16 protein-coding genes, 1 tRNA gene and 1 riboswitch are annotated in these 15,358 nt (G+C 44.8%); of the genes, 1 reads left to right on the top strand and 16 read right to left on the bottom strand.

The window, feature by feature from the left end:
• Position 1: 1 nt before the first annotated feature.
• The 12 genes from V6D42_RS01310 to sdhC all read right to left on the bottom strand — a co-directional run bounded on the left by V6D42_RS01310 (position 2) and on the right by sdhC (position 8,918).
• Positions 2-75: transfer RNA gene (locus tag V6D42_RS01310), tRNA-Arg, on the bottom strand.
• A gap of 130 nt (positions 76-205) precedes the next feature.
• Positions 206-715 carry a YfcE family phosphodiesterase gene (locus V6D42_RS01305; RefSeq protein WP_333512154.1) on the bottom strand — a complete coding sequence of 170 codons (510 nt, stop codon included), beginning with the start codon at positions 713-715 and terminating at the stop codon, positions 206-208.
• A 14-nt stretch (positions 716-729) separates the two neighbouring features.
• A complete protein-coding gene (locus tag V6D42_RS01300) occupies positions 730-1,326 on the bottom strand; it encodes an XTP/dITP diphosphatase (RefSeq protein ID WP_168748466.1) in 597 nt (198 codons plus the stop codon).
• 12 nt (positions 1,327-1,338) lie between these two features.
• The gene (rph, locus tag V6D42_RS01295; RefSeq protein ID WP_333512153.1) at positions 1,339-2,076 is read right to left on the bottom strand and encodes a ribonuclease PH; all 738 of its coding nucleotides are present in this window, start codon (positions 2,074-2,076) and stop codon (positions 1,339-1,341) included.
• 110 nt (positions 2,077-2,186) lie between these two features.
• Entirely contained in the window at positions 2,187-3,287 is a 1,101-nt protein-coding gene (locus V6D42_RS01290) for a GerMN domain-containing protein (protein WP_333512152.1), read from the bottom strand.
• A 115-nt stretch (positions 3,288-3,402) separates the two neighbouring features.
• Positions 3,403-4,221 carry a glutamate racemase gene (racE, locus tag V6D42_RS01285; RefSeq protein WP_326128808.1) on the bottom strand — a complete coding sequence of 273 codons (819 nt, stop codon included), beginning with the start codon at positions 4,219-4,221 and terminating at the stop codon, positions 3,403-3,405.
• Positions 4,222-4,228: 7 nt separating this feature from the next.
• Positions 4,229-4,669, bottom strand: a complete 441-nt coding sequence (locus tag V6D42_RS01280) for a MarR family winged helix-turn-helix transcriptional regulator (RefSeq protein ID WP_333512151.1) — start codon at positions 4,667-4,669, stop codon at positions 4,229-4,231.
• Between the two features lie 238 nt (positions 4,670-4,907).
• Positions 4,908-5,132 (bottom strand): spore germination transcription factor GerE, encoded by a 225-nt coding sequence (gerE, locus tag V6D42_RS01275; RefSeq protein ID WP_003184172.1) that lies wholly within the window; start codon positions 5,130-5,132, stop codon positions 4,908-4,910.
• 115 nt (positions 5,133-5,247) lie between these two features.
• Positions 5,248-5,691, bottom strand: coding sequence for an acyl-CoA thioesterase (locus tag V6D42_RS01270; RefSeq protein WP_333512150.1), 444 nt, complete (start codon positions 5,689-5,691; stop codon positions 5,248-5,250).
• A 58-nt stretch (positions 5,692-5,749) separates the two neighbouring features.
• Complete coding sequence (sdhB, locus tag V6D42_RS01265) at positions 5,750-6,511, bottom strand: succinate dehydrogenase iron-sulfur subunit (RefSeq protein WP_010335203.1); 762 nt, start codon at positions 6,509-6,511, stop codon at positions 5,750-5,752.
• 2 nt (positions 6,512-6,513) lie between these two features.
• Entirely contained in the window at positions 6,514-8,274 is a 1,761-nt protein-coding gene (sdhA, locus tag V6D42_RS01260; RefSeq protein ID WP_333512149.1) for a succinate dehydrogenase flavoprotein subunit, read from the bottom strand.
• A gap of 35 nt (positions 8,275-8,309) precedes the next feature.
• Positions 8,310-8,918, bottom strand: coding sequence for a succinate dehydrogenase cytochrome B558 (sdhC, locus tag V6D42_RS01255; RefSeq protein ID WP_333512148.1), 609 nt, complete (start codon positions 8,916-8,918; stop codon positions 8,310-8,312).
• Positions 8,919-9,210: 292 nt separating this feature from the next.
• Between sdhC and V6D42_RS01250 the strand changes: the two genes are divergently transcribed.
• The gene (locus tag V6D42_RS01250) at positions 9,211-9,657 is read left to right on the top strand and encodes a YslB family protein (RefSeq protein ID WP_010335208.1); all 447 of its coding nucleotides are present in this window, start codon (positions 9,211-9,213) and stop codon (positions 9,655-9,657) included.
• A 41-nt stretch (positions 9,658-9,698) separates the two neighbouring features.
• On the opposite strand, the gene V6D42_RS01245 is transcribed toward V6D42_RS01250, so the two are convergent.
• From V6D42_RS01245 to V6D42_RS01230, 4 genes are all read right to left on the bottom strand, one after another.
• Complete coding sequence (locus tag V6D42_RS01245; protein WP_333512147.1) at positions 9,699-10,931, bottom strand: aspartate kinase; 1,233 nt, start codon at positions 10,929-10,931, stop codon at positions 9,699-9,701.
• Between the two features lie 124 nt (positions 10,932-11,055).
• Positions 11,056-11,235: riboswitch (Lysine riboswitch) on the bottom strand.
• 64 nt (positions 11,236-11,299) lie between these two features.
• On the bottom strand, positions 11,300-13,072 hold the full coding sequence (uvrC, locus tag V6D42_RS01240) for an excinuclease ABC subunit UvrC (protein ID WP_333512146.1): 1,773 nt from the start codon (positions 13,070-13,072) through the stop codon (positions 11,300-11,302).
• A gap of 135 nt (positions 13,073-13,207) precedes the next feature.
• Positions 13,208-13,522: a thioredoxin gene (trxA, locus tag V6D42_RS01235; RefSeq protein ID WP_003222500.1), complete on the bottom strand. Its 315-nt coding sequence runs from the start codon at positions 13,520-13,522 to the stop codon at positions 13,208-13,210.
• Between the two features lie 314 nt (positions 13,523-13,836).
• Positions 13,837-15,324 carry an alpha-N-arabinofuranosidase gene (locus V6D42_RS01230; protein WP_333512145.1) on the bottom strand — a complete coding sequence of 496 codons (1,488 nt, stop codon included), beginning with the start codon at positions 15,322-15,324 and terminating at the stop codon, positions 13,837-13,839.
• Positions 15,325-15,358 lie beyond the last annotated feature (34 nt).

Here is a 15,358-nt window from a genome sequence, read left to right as displayed (position 1 = left end):
ACGTCCCAGGAGAGATTCGAACTCCCGACCGACGGCTTAGAAGGCCGTTGCTCTATCCAGCTGAGCTACTGGGACACGGTTTGTTTTTTTGTTTTCGCTTTAACTATCAGCGACAAGATTTATTATATATGGGTTGCAATGATAAGTCAACGGTTTTTTAGAATTTTTTTCATGAGGAAGAAAATTTTCTTCCTCATGTGATATTTCATAGGGTTACACGGTGTTGCAAATCAATGATTTCATCGCCTGCTTGGTTATAAAAACGCACGGTTGCTGTATCATTTTCTAAAGACAGTATAGCATAGCTTTCTGTGCTGCGCACCCTTGGAAGGCGGATGCTGCCTGGATTAATCATCAGTTTTCCGCGCAGCATTTCGCTTCCTGCGATGTGTGAATGCCCGAAGCAAATGATTTCCGCTCCAAGCTCCTCTGCACGATAGTATACGTTTAGCAAGGTCTGTTTAATACCATGAAGGTGCCCGTGCGTAACCAATATTTTTTTGGAACCGGCCGTCAGCAGGAGCTCGTCCTTAAAATCGCTTATAAAATCACAATTGCCTTTTACAACGGAATAAGGCTCTAACGCCGGATGGCCGGTTTCAAGCTCGGAGTCTCCGCAATGAATCATGAGATCAACATCCGCTTCATGACGTTTCGCTATGGTTTGGAGTTCTTCTTCAAGCCCATGGCTGTCACTGATAATCAGCACGTTCATATATACGCTCCCCCTTATGCCTCCAACAGCTTCGACAGCTTTTTAAGTGCGTCAGCCCTGTGGCTGATTTTATTTTTTTCATCACTTGTCAGCTCTGCCATTGTCTTATCTTTATCTTTGACGATAAAGATGGGGTCATAGCCAAAGCCGTATTCTCCTTTCGGCTCCTCGGCAATATACCCTTCAACATGCCCCTCAACCGTTTTTGTTTCCTCTCCCGGAATACTCACGGCAAGCGCGCAGCGAAAACGGGCCGTACGCTGCTCTTTTTCGATGCCTTTCAGCTCGCTCAGCACTTTATCGATATTCGCCTGGTCATCTTTCTGTTCCCCTGCATATCGTGCTGAATAGACGCCGGGGCGGCCTCCTAAATTATCAACGGACAAACCCGAGTCGTCTGCAATGACCATTTTGTTCACTGCTTTTGCCACCGCTTCCGCTTTTAGAATCGCATTTTCTTCAAACGTATGGCCTGTTTCTTCTATCTCTTCTGTAAATCCGATTTCAGCTAATGATTTTACCTCGTACCCTCTAGGCTCGAGGATTTCTTTAAATTCCTTCACTTTTCCCGGATTGTGAGTCGCAATAATTGCTTCTTTCATGATGATCAAGCCTTTCTGTCATTATTTCAGCTCTGGAAGAGAATCGCCCAGCACTTCTTTTTGCTTGTCAATCAGTTCCTGAATGCCTTTTTCTGCAAGACCGAGAAGCCCATTCAGATCCTCACGTGAAAAGGTTGCCTCTTCCCCTGTTCCCTGAAGCTCCACAAAGCGGCCGCTGCCTGTCATGATGACATTCATATCAACTTCAGCAGCAGAATCTTCTTCATAATTTAAATCTAACAAAATTCCCTGCTCTTTATCAATTCCGACAGAAATTGCTGCCAGGAAATCAGTGAGCGGGTTTGTTTTAATCGTTCGCGCTTTGAGCAGCTTGCCAATTGCGATTGCCATGGCAAGATATGCTCCGGTAATGGAAGCCGTTCTTGTTCCTCCGTCCGCCTGAATGACATCACAGTCAATCCAAATCGTACGTTCACCCAGTTTCTCTAAATCAACGACTGCCCGAAGCGCGCGGCCGATCAAACGCTGAATTTCCATCGTTCTGCCGGAAATTTTCCCTTTGGAAGATTCTCTGATCGTTCTTTGATTTGTAGCCCGCGGCAGCATGCTGTACTCAGCTGTAATCCACCCTTTGCCTCCGCCCCGCAAAAACGGTGGTACGCGATCCTCTACAGATGCGTTGCAGATTACTTTTGTATTTCCCGCTGTTATTAGAACAGACCCTTCCGGATGGCTGATAAAGTCCAAATCAAATGTAATTGGACGCAGCTCATCATGTTGTCTTCCGTCATGTCTCATGTTTTACCTCCGATTGTATGTACATAAACCATTTTTGTCCCGGAATTGAATAAAGAAAGAGGCAGCCGGAACGCTAACCTCTTTCTTTCTAGTATATCAAAAATCCCAATTTAAAAACTACCCGTATTCACTTGAGACGGTCTGGATACCGCTTCTGAAAGTTTTTCGCCTTTTTCGTTCACGAGCTCGGCTTTCCCGTTCACTTTAACGGATACGCTTTTTACATCCGGCTGCTCTGTTAAAGTCAGCACAATGCTGTTGAGCACTTCTGAAGAAATCATTTTCGTCTTTTCATCGGCGCTTCCGAAAATGGATTGATTAAAATCTAGCGTTACACGTCCATCTTTGATTTTCGGCTTACTGACCAGCTTCACATCTTCGCTGAAATCCGTCAACAGGCCGCTCGCCTTGCTCGGGCCCTCAGCCAGTTCATTAATAGCCGCTGTAATGTCGTCTGTTTTGGAATTGTCAATTCGTTTTGTTACCGGCACGTAATATTCACTGTCATCGTTTTCCGCTAAATAATAGACAGTCAGCGGATGTGTAGCAGTGAGATCATTGACGCCGGCAGTTTCCAAATTAATCCCGTCCTTACGGCTTAAATCGTCTGAGATCGGCGTATCGCCTACAGGCATTTCCTTCAGTTCATGGCCGTTGATTCTCAGCTTCACTTTATCAATTGAACTGAATTGAGTCAGCGTCCACGTCACCGATTGGACGATTTTCTGTTCATCTTCCTTCTTATAGTTTTTAAATTCTTTCGAGAAGTCCGCTATAGCAGTGCCATCTTTTTTGATGTCTACGTTAACAGTTGTGTCAGCCGGCAAAACGGCTCTGAAGCCATTCGGCAGAATCTCTGACACAGGCCCGCCCTGCACAAGGTATTCAAGCGCCTGCTTAGCCGTTCCTTCACTTTTCGGAAGAGGCATCGTTTGCGCAACGACATAACCGTTTTTATCAATGAGATAAAGCTCCCTCATCACTGTAGAAGAGTCCTGATTCGCTTTTTCGGTATCACTTTTTTCATTTTTTGTTTTTTCGGCTGCTGTTGTATTTGAATCGGTCCCCGCTTCATCATTTACGTATGTAACGTCTTGAGGCGGATCGATTTCCTCAGCTGTCTTATCGGATTGAAATAAACCGCACCCGGATAAAAGCAAGGCAGAGGTGAGACAAGTGGCACCAATGACTGCAGGTCCTTTTTTCAGCATACTTTTCCCTCCTAAGGCTGTTTGTACTACTATGTATACGAGCCTCAGCGGGAAATAGACCGATGAATTCCATTAAAAACACAAAAAACCCGCAACACGCCGTTGCGGGGCAAAACTATCTTCTAATTGGTTCTCGCAAAGAGATGCATTCTACGTGACCTACTTCATGGCCAAACCAGTCATCTGCTATTTTCGCAAACTGATCCCGTTCTCCTGTAGTCAGGAATTGATGATTCGGGGTAAACGAAGATTGATTCAGCAGTCCTTTATACGATAGAATCGTACTTACTTCCCGGGCTGTTTCATCGCCTGACGAAATAATATTCACATGCTCTCCCATATATCTTTGAATCGCGTCTTTTAAAATAGGGTAATGGGTGCAGCCTAAAATCAGCGAGTCAATCGATGTATCTTTTAATGGAGATAGTGATGTTTTGACAATCTCGTCTGCTGTTTTGTCCAGAAACTTTCCGCTCTCCACAAACGGCACAAGCAGCGGACAGGCAAGATTTTCAACCTTCAGTTCGGCATTTAATGCCAGAAGGGCTTCTTCATAAGCATTGCTCTTAATGGTATTTTCTGTGCCAATCACACCGATATGCTGATTTCCCGTCACTTTTATCGCTGCCCGCGCACCAGGCTGAATCACCCCGACCACCGGAATATCGACGTCGCGCTGGATGTCTTCCAGTGCAATTGCTGTCGCGGTGTTGCAGGCGATCACCAGCATCTTAATGTGGTGGTTTTTCAACAAATAATTTGTCAGCTCCCGCGTGTATTGAAGCACTTCTTCTTCAGGACGCGGCCCGTACGGACACCGTTTCGTATCCCCTACATAGATTATATTTTCTTTTGGTAGCTGTCTCATGATTTCCTTTGCAACGGTTAAACCGCCAACCCCGGAATCAATGACTCCTATTGGTTGTTCCAACAAAATCGCCTCATTTTCTCTTCATTTCTAGCTGCAGTTTCATCAATGATTTTTCGAAGATGGCTATTTCTTCATCTGTAAACGTTTCGAACATATCACGCAGGTATTCCTGCCTTTTTGTAATGACTTCTTGGATAATGCGTTCTCCTTCTGGCAGAAGGTGTATCCTGACGACACGTCTGTCCGCCGGGTCCTTTACCCGCTCGACAAGCTCATTTTTTTGCATACGGTCGATGAGATCCGTCGTCGTGCTGCATGCCAGATACATTTTCCCCGATAGTTCGCCAATCGTCATGTCTCCTAATTCATAAAGCCATTGCAGACCGACAAATTGCGGCGGCGTAATTGCGTATTGGTTTAGGATTTCTCTTCCTTTTTGTTTAATGATCGCGGCAATGTGGCGGAGCGACTTTTCAATGTCCGCAACATGCTCCAAAGGTTTTGATGTCATTTGTCCATCCCTCACTCAAGGATCTCTTACGCACAAAAGCGTTCCGTGTCTATTTTCCTTCTTTTTTATAGAAAATGCAAGACTCGCGGGACGAGAAATAGAGGGACATTAGGCAAATGAAAGCAAATTGAAATCTCGTTTTATGTCGTATCATCCTAGTTTAAAATAGGAATTCGGAACTTTTCAAACAAACAGCAATAACCGGCTCCCTCCTGAAAAGAAGGAATACCGGCAAGGATTAAAGCTCTAGCTCACCCATTCTAAGAAGCTCAACAACGGCTTGCGAACGCCCTTTCACACCCAATTTCTGCATGGCATTTGAAATATGGTTTCGAACGGTTTTCTCACTGATAAATAGCTCGCTTGCAATCTCCTTTGTTGTCTTATCTTGAACGAGCAATTCGAACACTTCTCTTTCTCTTTTCGTTAGCAGCGGCTTCGATTGAAATTCTTTCTCCTTCAAGTATTGTAACCCTCCTTGCTAAGGTGAGAGCGAATCTGAAACGAATGGGTTTTGATATAGTCAAGATATCATATGTCAGGAGGGCTCAGGAGGTGACGTTTACAGAAGAATTAGTTTATGGTGTATGGAGAAGCTTTTCTTTCTCCTCATCCGTCCAGCTGACAGCCTTTCCGCTTTCCTTTGACACTTGAACCATGACAACAGCTCCGGTGAAGCAGGGCTCCCCTACGCGATTTTCTCCGAGGTAATGCAAGGTGAGGGATGAACTGCCGACAGCGCTTGTTTTCACATAAATACGCAAGTCTTCATAAGGCATGACTTGGCGCAGATAATCACATTGCTGACTGGCGACGACGGTCATGGTTTGCTTATTTTGTTTCATCATATTCAAATGTTTAAAATAAGATATCCTCGCTTCTTCAAAATAGATGAAAGGGATTACATTATTCATATGTCCAAACATATCTGTCTCAGAAAATCGTACAGAAACTTCATTAAAAAAAGAAAAGGATTCTTTCCATTTTTGAAACGGCATGTCAATGTAAGCAGGAAGCTTCATTTCACTCATCTCCTTATTGTTAAAAAAACCTCTCCCATGCGGAAGAGGTTTTTTCTTCTTATACTCTGTCGCTTCCGAAGAAATTGCGGAATGCTTGTAAGTTTGTATCCCTGTTTAAGGCAGCGATAGAAGTGGTCAGCGGAATGCCTTTCGGGCAGGATTGAACGCAGTTTTGCGAGTTGCCGCAGTCTGCAAGGCCCCCTTCTTCCATCAGTGCTTCCAGCCGGTCAGATTTGTTCATGGCACCTGTCGGATGGGCGTTAAACAAACGGACCTGAGACATCGGAGCAGGCCCCATGAATTTCGATTTGCTGTTTACATTCGGGCAGGCTTCCAGGCAGACACCGCACGTCATGCATTTTGATAATTCATATGCCCACTGGCGGCGTTTTTCCGGCATTCTCGGTCCCGGCCCTAAATCATACGTGCCGTCGATCGGTATCCACGCCTTTACTTTTTTCAGCGAATTAAACATTCTGCTGCGGTCAACCTGCAAATCACGCACGACCGGGAATGTTTTCATCGGTTTTAAGCGGATCGGCTGTTCAAGCTGGTCAACAAGCGCCGTACACGACTGGCGGGGCTTTCCGTTTATGACCATTGAACATGCGCCGCATACTTCTTCAAGACAGTTCATATCCCAAGTAACAGGAGTCGTCTTTTCACCTTTCACGTTAACCGGATTCCGGCGGATTTCCATTAGAGCGGAAATAACGTTCAGATTCGGGCGGTATGGAATCTCAAATTCTTCATCGTAAGGCGTGCTGTCGGGTGTATCTTGACGTGTGATAATAAATCGTATGGTCTTTTTCTCACTCATGATTATTTCGCCACCTTCTTCTTCGAGTAATCCCGTTTCCGAGGCGTTATCAGTGATACATCGACATCCTGATACTCAAACTCCGGCGCTTCATACGGGCTTACATGTTTAGCCATTGTTGTTTTGAGCCATTCATCGTCATTACGCTCAGGGAAATCCGGTTTATAATGGGCGCCCCTGCTTTCATTACGGTTGTATGCACCCAGTGTAATCACCCTGGCAAGCTGAAGCATGTTTGAAAGCTGGCGTGTAAACATAGCTCCCTGGTTGCTCCATTTTGTCGTGTCATTGATGTTAATCTTTTTATACCGCTCCATTAGCTCCTGAATTTTGTCATCTGTTTTCAACAGCTTGTCGTTATGGCGGACAACCGTCACATTCGCCGTCATCCATTCCCCGAGCTCTCTATGGAGGACGTACGCATTTTCGTTTCCGTCCATATCCATAATCTCAGCCCATTTATCTTCTTCTTTTTTCACGTGGGCATCGAATAACGCTGAAGACATGTCCTCTGCGGAAGATTCTAAGCCGTTTACATATTTAACAGCATTCGGCCCGGCTACCATTCCTCCGTAAATCGCGGAGAGCAGGGAGTTTGCTCCCAAGCGGTTGCCGCCGTGCATGGAGTAATCACATTCTCCAGCGGCAAACAGTCCCGGAATATTTGTCATTTGATCGTAATCAACCCATAAGCCGCCCATTGAATAATGAACCGCAGGGAAGATTTTCATCGGAAGTTTGCGCGGATCGTCTCCCATAAACTTCTCATAAATTTCAATGATGCCGCCGAGCTTAATGTCAAGCTCTTTTGGATCTTTATGAGACAAATCGAGATATACCATGTTCTCGCCGTTGATGCCGAGTTTCTGATTCACACACACATCAAATATTTCGCGTGTCGCAATATCACGCGGCACCAAGTTTCCATAAGCGGGGTATTTTTCCTCAAGGAAATACCACGGTTTACCGTCTTTGTATGTCCATACACGTCCGCCTTCACCGCGCGCAGATTCACTCATCAGCCTTAATTTATCATCCCCCGGTATGGCTGTCGGGTGGATCTGAATGAATTCTCCATTTGCATAATACGCTCCCTGCTGATAAACGATCGATGCAGCAGACCCTGTATTAATCATGGAGTTTGTGGATTTACCGAAAATGATTCCCGGTCCGCCCGTCGCCATAATTACAGCGTCTGAACGGAATGATTCAATTTGCATGTTTGTCAGGTTTTGCGCGACAATGCCGCGGCAGGTTCTGTCATCATCTAATACAGCGCCAAGGAATTCCCAGCCTTCGTATTTTGTGACCAGACCTGCAACCTCGTATCTGCGCACTTGCTCGTCCAGAGCGTAAAGCAGCTGCTGGCCAGTCGTCGCACCTGCATAAGCTGTTCTGTGGTGCTGTGTACCCCCAAATCGGCGGAAATCAAGCAGCCCCTCAGGCGTCCGGTTAAACATGACGCCCATCCGGTCTAATAAGTGGATGATTGACGGCGCCGCTTCACACATCGCCTTAACCGGCGGCTGATTGGCAAGAAAGTCTCCCCCGTATACAGTATCGTCAAAATGTTCCCACGGAGAGTCACCTTCCCCTTTTGTATTGACCGCTCCGTTGATGCCGCCTTGGGCACAAACCGAATGAGAACGTTTCACAGGAACGATGGAAAACAGCTTAACCGCCATTCCTGATTCCGCTGCTTTAATTGTCGCCATGAGGCCGGCAAGACCCCCGCCGACTACGATAATGCTTGATTGACTCATGATAGCCCCTCTCCCTCTAGTAATCTAGTACTCTCTTATACAAATGCAAAAATCGCTTTTAAGCCTACGTAAGACAGTGCAACAAAAATAATCAGCGTAACGTATGTCGAAATTTTTTGAGAACGAGGCGTTACCGTGATGCCCCATGTAACAGCGAAAGACCATAAACCGTTCGAGAAGTGGAAAATGGTTGATAGTACACCTACAATGTAAAAGCCCAGCATAGCCGGTGAGCTCAAGATATTCGCCATCATGTCGAAATTAACCTCAGCGCCCATCTGTGCAGCAATGCGTGTTTCCCACACATGCCAGCTCACAAAAATGAGGGTGATGATACCCGTTACACGCTGCAGGACAAAGAGCCAGTTTCGCATATAGCTATATTGGCCTGCGTTATTTTTCGCAGTAAACGCTATGTACACACCATAAACTGCATGATAAATTAAAGGTAAGAAAATAATAAAGATTTCCAGAGCATACCTGAAAGGCAGACTATCCATAAAATGAGCAGCATTATTGAATGCTTCCGCGCCCCTTGCGGCAAACTGGTTGACGACCAAATGCTGAATCAAAAAGATGCCGACCGGTATGACGCCAAGCAAGGAATGCAATCTTCGAAAATAAAACTCTCTGTTCCCAGACATTACTTTACCCCCTGTTTGATAAGTGCGAAATGTGCTAAATCTCTTCCCCCACTTCTTTCAATTGTAAGCACTTTATTAAGTTTTATTGACAATTTCATTTTACTCCTACCACAAAAGGGCGTCAAGAAAACGCGTACATAAATTCTAATTTTCCGAATTGATTAGTTGATTCAAAAATTTTATTTTATCAATATATAATTCTTTCTTAATTTTTCATGAGAATTACAGGATCATTCTGTAATCCTCCCCCCTGTTTGGGCTATAATATACGAAGGAGAGAGGGGAGACAGATATGAAGTCTAAATATGAAGCATCAATACATAATCTAAAAGAAATTGAAATGAACGCCTATGCCTATGAACTGATACGAGAGATTGTTCTCCCAGACATGCTTGGCCAAGATTACTCTTCCATGATGTATTGGGCAGGGAAACATCTCGCCCGAAAGTTTCCTCTTGAATCATGGGAGGAATTTCCGGCTTTCTTTGAAGAAGCAGGCTGGGGAACCCTCACAAACGTTAGCGCAAAGAAACAGGAGCTAGAATTCGAGCTTGAAGGACAGATCATTTCCAATCGGCTCAAATATCAGAAAGAACCTTGCTTTCAGCTGGAAGCTGGCTTCATCGCCGAGCAAATTCAATTGATGAATGATCAGATTGCCGAATCATACGAACAAGTAAAAAAGAGAGCCGATAAAGTGGTTCTGACTGTTAAATGGGATATGAAAGACCCTGTTTAATGAAAAAGGCGGTGACTGCATGAGTCCCGCCTTTTTGGTTGTCATGACACAGCTGAAGGGTGTTTCGAGAGTTCAAACGCATCGTGCAGTGCTTCCACCGCTTTTACCATGTCATTTTCGCTCACTACTGTTGAAACTTTGATTTCAGATGTGCTGACCATTTTGATTAATATGTTTTTTTCCGCCAGTACAGCAAACATTTCAGCCGCTACACCGGGATTTGATACCATGCCTGATCCAACAATGGATACTTTGGCTAATTTGCTTTCTGTCTCAATTTTTTCGAATTCAAGCGCGTCTTTGTACTCTTCAAGTACGGCAACAGCCTGGTCCGCGTCTTCTGATTTAACAGAGAAGGAAATACCGGTCTCATGGTCTCCCGCCTGCGTTTGGATAATGATATCCACATTAATGTTTCGTTTTGCAAGAGTTGTAAAAATGGTAGACAAAGTGGTCAGGCCGCTTGTCAGCCCGTAGATGGTTACCCTTGTGATTTGATCTTCGAACGCGATGCCTCTGACGATAAGGTTCTGCTCCATGGATGATTCCTCCTCAATTAATGTTCCCGCTTCTGTTTCTGTACTTGAACGCACTTCTAACGGCACTTGGTAATTTTTCGCGAATTCAACGGCTCTCGGATGAAGAACACTGGCGCCTAAATTGGCAAGCTCCAGCATTTCATCGTAAGATATGCCAGCAAGCTTTCTCGCTGATTTCACGTAGCGCGGATCGGTTGTAAACACGCCGGGCACGTCCGTATAAATATCACATTTGTCCGCTTTTAATGCGGCAGCCAAAGCCACCGCTGTTGTGTCTGAACCGCCCCTGCCCAAAGTCGTGATTTCACTGTCGTCTGTCATGCCTTGAAATCCTGCCACAACAACTACTTTTCCCTTTTGAAGCTGGCTTTCTAAGACAGACGTGTTTATATCCGTAATTCTGGCGTTGCCATGGACGTCCTCGGTACGGATCCCCGCCTGCCATCCTGTATAGGAAACAGCGTCATAGCCTTTTTCCTGCAGCGCCATGGAAAGCAGGGAAATGGTGACCTGCTCGCCTGTTGCCAGCAGCATATCCATTTCACGTTTGCTCGGCTGATCAGTGATGTCTTTTGCAAGGCTGACCAATGCATCAGTGGATTTCCCCATAGCTGATACGACAACGACAACTTGATGGCCCTTCTGTTTTTCCGCAATGACTCGATTTGCTGCATTTTGAATTTTTTCGACTGAGCCGACGGAAGTACCTCCGAATTTTTGTACAATGAGACCCATGTTAACCACCCTTTACATTTTGGTTCGTGCGGGTGAGGAGAAAGAGCGCTTTGTCCACAATAAAAAAAGCAATGAGAGGAATTGCTCTCATTGCTTATCAATTAATCATCAAGATGATTATGAACAACGAGATAGCCCTCCAAGAAAATGATTTCTTGACAGCCTTACATTTATTCAATGCACGGCCAGCAAATAATACCGATGGGGTTTTATTTGCTTCGGCGACGCTCCCCTTTCAGCCTTTTTCTCAGAATCCATCTTTCTCCAAAGGCTTACTCTTGAAGTTCGCACCTCTATCTTCACCATATTACACGATCTAATTATGAAATTAGTTCACATTTTATCAGAACTTTTTCAAAAGGACAACATTATTTTTGTAATTTTTCATAAAGCAGCTGTGCCGGCGCTTCGGGAACCCCTGCTTTTTTGATGTCCTCAAGGCTTGCTTCCTTCATTTTTTTGACGGAACCGAAATGCTTTAACAGCATTTTCTTTCTTTTTTCTCCGATACCCGGTATGTCGTCCAAAACAGATTGAAATGCGCTTTTCCCGCGGATCTGTCTGTGGAAGCTGATCGCAAACCGGTGCACCTCATCCTGAATGCGCTGAAGCAAGTAAAATTCCTGGCTGTTTCGTTCAAGGTAAACCGCCTCAAGCGGATCACCTATTAATAAATTGGAGGTTCTGTGTTTATCATCCTTTGCCAAGCCGGCAATCGGGATGTCCAGGCCGAGTTCGTTTTCAACGACATCACGGGCCGCGTTGATCTGGCCTTTCCCTCCGTCTATAATGATCAGATCAGGCAGCGGCAGGTTTTCACGAAGCACTCTCGTATATCTTCGTCTGACAACCTCTCTCATTGAGCCGTAATCATCAGGCCCTGTGACAGTTTTGATTTTGTACTTGCGGTATTCCTTTTTGTATGGTTTGCCATCGATGAACACAATCATCGCCGAAACCGGGTTAGTCCCTTGTATATTCGAGTTATCGAACGCTTCGATTCTGTGCGGGGTATAAATATTTAAGGCGTCTCCGAGTTTCTGCACAGCACCGAATGAACGCTCCTCGTCACGTTCGATTAGTGAGAATTTTTCTTTGAGCGCGATTTTTGCGTTTTTATGTGCCAGCATAAGCAATTCTTTCTTCGCCCCTTTTTTCGGCTGATGGACGTTTGTTTCCAACAGCTGCTCAATCATCGATTGATCAACGCTGTCCGGCACTAAAATTTCCTTCGGCAGAAAATGGTTGTTTTTTGAATAGAACTGCCCGATGAAGGTAAGGAACTCTTCATCTGCTTCCTGATAAAGCGGAAACATGCTGACGTCACGTTCAATAAGCTTTCCTTGCCGTACGAAAAAGACCTGTACGCACATCCAGCCTTTATCATAAGCGTAAGCGAATACGTCACGGTCGACTAAGTCGTTCATGGTCATTTTTTGTTTTTCCATCGTTGAATCGATATGAGCGATTTGGTCACGAAGTTCCTTTGCCCGTTCAAACTCAAGGTTCTCAGCCGCCTCAAGCATTTTCTCTTCAAGCTCTTTTTTGACGTCGTTATAGCCGCCCCTTAAGAAACGGGTAATGCTCTCTACCAGTTCTCTGTTTGTCTCTTCTGAAATGTCCTTTACACACGGAGCGAGACATTGTCCGAGGTGATAATAAAGGCACACTCTGTCCGGGAGCTTGGAGCATTTTCTGAGAGGGTAGAGACGGTCGAGCAGCTTTTTTGTCTCCCTTGCGGCCTGCACATTCGGATACGGTCCGAAATAGCGCCCTTTGTCTTTTTTGACGTTGCGGGTGACAATCAGCCTTGGGTGGCGTTCATGGGTGAGTTTTATAAAAGGATAGGTTTTATCGTCTTTCAGCATGACGTTATATTTCGGATCATGCTTTTTAATCAAGTTCATTTCTAAAATAAGCGCTTCAAGATTAGAGGACGTCACGATATATTCAAAATCCTCGATTTCCGTCACAAGCCTCTGTGTTTTTGCGTCATGAGAGCCGGTAAAGTAGGAGCGCACTCTGTTTTTCAGCACTTTTGCTTTTCCTACGTAGATCACTGTCTGCTGACGGTCCTTCATTAAGTAACACCCTGGCTGATCGGGAAGGAGGGCGAGTTTTTCTTTCAGTTGTTTGTTCATATGTTACCCTTCCTTATATTTAGTCCTTTTTTTCCAGTTTAACACGAACAGGTGTTTTTCTCCATGATTCACGATTGGCGAATAAAAAAAGCGATCCCTCAATTGGAATCGCTCTGGCATGTAAGCAGCCGAAAATTAAAGATGTTTGTTTACAAGCTCTTGAAGCGCTTCTTTCGGTTTGAAGCCGACAGATGTTTCAACAACTTCTCCGTCTTTTAAGACAAGAAGTGTCGGGATGCTCATAACGCCGTATTTGCCGGCTGTTTCTTGGTTCTCATCCACATCGATTTTCACGATTTTTAGTTTGTCGCCCATTTCTTGATCCAATTCTTCAAGAACAGGTGCAATCATTTTACAAGGTCCGCACCAAGGGGCCCAGAAATCAGCCAGTACGACGCCTTCGCTTGTTTCAGCTGAGAAAGATTGATCAGTTGCTTTTACGATAGCCATTATTGAATTCCTCCAATTGTGAAATGATGATTTTTAGTATAGCATCTCCCATTCGTTCACGCTATTTAAATGCTTATAAATTATTTTTTCCTGATCACAATCGGTTTACTCATAGAATGGGGCATTTCGAAATTAAAACACGAATCTGATAATCGCTCCGATCACCACAATTGCGCCGATGATCATTAAGATTGTACGAAGCATAGGACAACATCCCTTCTATAACCGTCATATACTTTACCATGCCCTTTCGGAGCTGTTTCAAAACAAAAAAAGAGCGCTGTCCTCTAATGGATCGGCGCTCCTTTTTTTGGTTAAGAATTAGTCCGTAATGTGAGTAAGACAACTGCCATTGGCGGCAGCTTTGCTTTCAATTTGTTTTTATTTACAGAATAACGGCTGAACGATTCAGGTTTTACGTGCTCCGGGTCATCAAACGTGTTATGGGCGTTCATCTTCTCCGCAGTCAAGATAACGCCAGAATGATCCAAAGTCTTGTGAAGACCTCTCAGCTCAATCTCCACCTCTGCTTTATTTTGATGATCAATGTTACAGATGCTGACGTTTATATTGCCTTCCGCATTTCTTGATGCCGAAACACTGATTTGAGGCAGCGTTTCTCCCTTCCATTCATAGTCAGCGGACGTTGTTTCAGTATCTAAAAGAGAGGCATCCTGATGTACCTTAAACATATCAAACACATGGTATGTCGGCGTTAATAGCATCCGTTCTCCCTCAGTCAGAATCATAGCTTGAAGAACGTTTACCGTCTGCGCGATGTTGGTCATTTGCACCCGGCGGCAATGCTGATGGAAAATGTGAAAGTGAGAAGCTGCGACCAGCGCGTCACGAATGGTGTTCTGCTGATATAAAAAGCCTGGGTTCGTGCCTGGCTCAGGATCAAACCATGTGCCCCATTCGTCAATAATCAGTCCGACCCGCTGCTCCGGATCGTACCGGTCCATAATTGTGCCGTGTTTTTGAATCAATTCATCAATGTATTTGGCCTTTTTCATTGTGATGAACCATTCGTCCTCCGTAAATTCTGTGGCCGATCCTTTGCCCTTCCAAAAATCTCCCGGAATCGTGTAGTAGTGAAGACTTAGCCCGTCCATCAGGCCAGCTGCTTTTTTCATGAGCACGTCCGTCCAATTAAAATCATCAACGTTTGCTCCGCCGGCAATTTTATAAATTTCATTGCCGCTGTAATTGAGGACATACGTTTGAAAACGGCGGTATAGATCGGCATAGTACTCTGGGTGCATGTTGCCGCCGCAGCCCCAATTTTCATTGCCCACTCCAAAATATTTCAGCTTCCAAGGCTCTTCTTTTCCGTTTTGTTTTCTCCAATCTGACATTGGCGTGCCTTCTTTAAAGGTCATATATTCGATCCATTCCGCCATTTCCTGAACTGTTCCGCTCCCTACATTGCCGCAAATGTAAGGTTCGCATTCAAGCAGCTCGCACAGCATCATAAATTCATGTGTCCCGAATTCATTTGATTCAACTGTGCCGCCCCAGTGAGTGTTGAGCATCGTCTTGCGGTCACCCACACCGTTGGCCCAATGATATTCATCTGCAAAGCAGCCGCCCGGCCATCGAAGGACAGGAATACGCAGCTGTTTCAGCGCTTCTAACACATCTTTTCTTATACCGTTTATATTAGGAATGCTTGATTCCGTTCCGACCCAAATCCCTTCATAAATCCCTCTTCCTAAATGCTCAGCAAAATGACCGTATATATTTTTGTTGATGGTTCCTTTTACAATATCCGTTTGTATCACTGCTGTATGTTCAGACATGCTTGATCATTCCTTTCATACAAATATGAAAAGC

The sequence above is a fragment of the Bacillus sp. 0909A genome (assembly GCF_036765115.1).
In the GTDB taxonomy this organism is placed as follows: domain Bacteria; phylum Bacillota; class Bacilli; order Bacillales; family Bacillaceae; genus Bacillus; species Bacillus mojavensis.
Note: the sequence above shows the minus strand (reverse complement) of the source record. Positions and strands in the feature narration are given on the sequence as shown.

Coding starts and splice junctions, on each gene's coding strand:
- V6D42_RS01305 (WP_333512154.1), bottom strand. CDS start 715: ATGAACGTGCTGATTATCAGTGACAGCCATGGGCTTGAAGAAGAACTC.
- rph (WP_333512153.1), bottom strand. CDS start 2,076: ATGAGACATGACGGAAGACAACATGATGAGCTGCGTCCAATTACATTT.
- V6D42_RS01290 (WP_333512152.1), bottom strand. CDS start 3,287: ATGCTGAAAAAAGGACCTGCAGTCATTGGTGCCACTTGTCTCACCTCT.
- V6D42_RS01280 (WP_333512151.1), bottom strand. CDS start 4,669: ATGACATCAAAACCTTTGGAGCATGTTGCGGACATTGAAAAGTCGCTC.
- V6D42_RS01270 (WP_333512150.1), bottom strand. CDS start 5,691: ATGAAGCTTCCTGCTTACATTGACATGCCGTTTCAAAAATGGAAAGAA.
- sdhB (WP_010335203.1), bottom strand. CDS start 6,511: ATGAGTGAGAAAAAGACCATACGATTTATTATCACACGTCAAGATACA.
- sdhA (WP_333512149.1), bottom strand. CDS start 8,274: ATGAGTCAATCAAGCATTATCGTAGTCGGCGGGGGTCTTGCCGGCCTC.
- sdhC (WP_333512148.1), bottom strand. CDS start 8,918: ATGTCTGGGAACAGAGAGTTTTATTTTCGAAGATTGCATTCCTTGCTT.
- V6D42_RS01250 (WP_010335208.1), top strand. CDS start 9,211: ATGAAGTCTAAATATGAAGCATCAATACATAATCTAAAAGAAATTGAA.
- V6D42_RS01245 (WP_333512147.1), bottom strand. CDS start 10,931: ATGGGTCTCATTGTACAAAAATTCGGAGGTACTTCCGTCGGCTCAGTC.
- uvrC (WP_333512146.1), bottom strand. CDS start 13,072: ATGAACAAACAACTGAAAGAAAAACTCGCCCTCCTTCCCGATCAGCCA.
- trxA (WP_003222500.1), bottom strand. CDS start 13,522: ATGGCTATCGTAAAAGCAACTGATCAATCTTTCTCAGCTGAAACAAGC.
- V6D42_RS01230 (WP_333512145.1), bottom strand. CDS start 15,324: ATGTCTGAACATACAGCAGTGATACAAACGGATATTGTAAAAGGAACC.